The organism is Mesorhizobium sp. WSM4850 (assembly GCF_055811735.1).
Genome location: NZ_JBVVPV010000150.1, coordinates 1 through 845 on the forward strand (window position 1 = coordinate 1; position 845 = coordinate 845).

Genomic DNA, 845 nt, shown 5'->3' on the forward strand with positions numbered 1-845 from the left:
ATCGGCCCGAACGACGTTCTGATCAAGATCAAGAAGACCGCGATCTGCGGTACCGACGTCCACATCTACAATTGGGACCAGTGGGCGCAGAAGACCGTGCCGGTGCCGATGGTGACCGGCCACGAATTCGTCGGCACCGTCGCCGACTTCGGCGCGGCGGTCACCGAATACAAGATCGGCCAGCGTGTTTCGGGCGAAGGCCACATCGTCTGCGGCCATTGCCGCAATTGCCGGGCGGGCAGGGGGCATCTGTGCCGCAACACGCTCGGCGTCGGCGTCAACCGGCCCGGCGCCTTCGGTGAATATCTGGCGATACCGCAGCACAACGTCGTGCCGATCCCCGACGATGTGCCCGACGAGATCGCCGCAATCTTCGATCCGCTGGGCAATGCGGTTCACACCGCACTGTCCTTTGATCTGGTCGGCGAGGACGTGCTGGTCACCGGCGCCGGGCCGATCGGCATCATGGGTGCGCTGGTGGCGCAGTGCGTCGGCGCGCGAAAGGTGGTCATCACCGACATCAACCCGGTGCGGCTGGCGCTGGCGAAAAAGCTCGGCGTCCAGCATGTGGTCGACGCGTCGAAGGAAAAGCTGCGCGATATCATGCCGGCGCTCGGCATGACCGAAGGTTTTGACGTCGGCCTCGAAATGTCGGGTGCGGCACCCGCCTTCCGCGACATGATCGACACCATGAACAATGGCGGCAAGATCGCCATTTTGGGCATCGCGCCGACCGGCTTCGAGATCGACTGGAACAAGGTCATCTTCAAGATGCTGCATCTCAAGGGCATCTATGGCCGCGAAATGTTCGAGACCTGGTACAAGATGATCGCGCTGGTGCAGGG

General features: G+C 62.8%; 1 protein-coding gene. It reads left to right on the forward strand.

The features are described 5' to 3' along the window. Positions 1–845: L-threonine 3-dehydrogenase (gene tdh / locus AC0L2Z_RS35345; protein ID WP_473630637.1), on the forward strand; the 845-nt coding region annotated here is incomplete at both ends.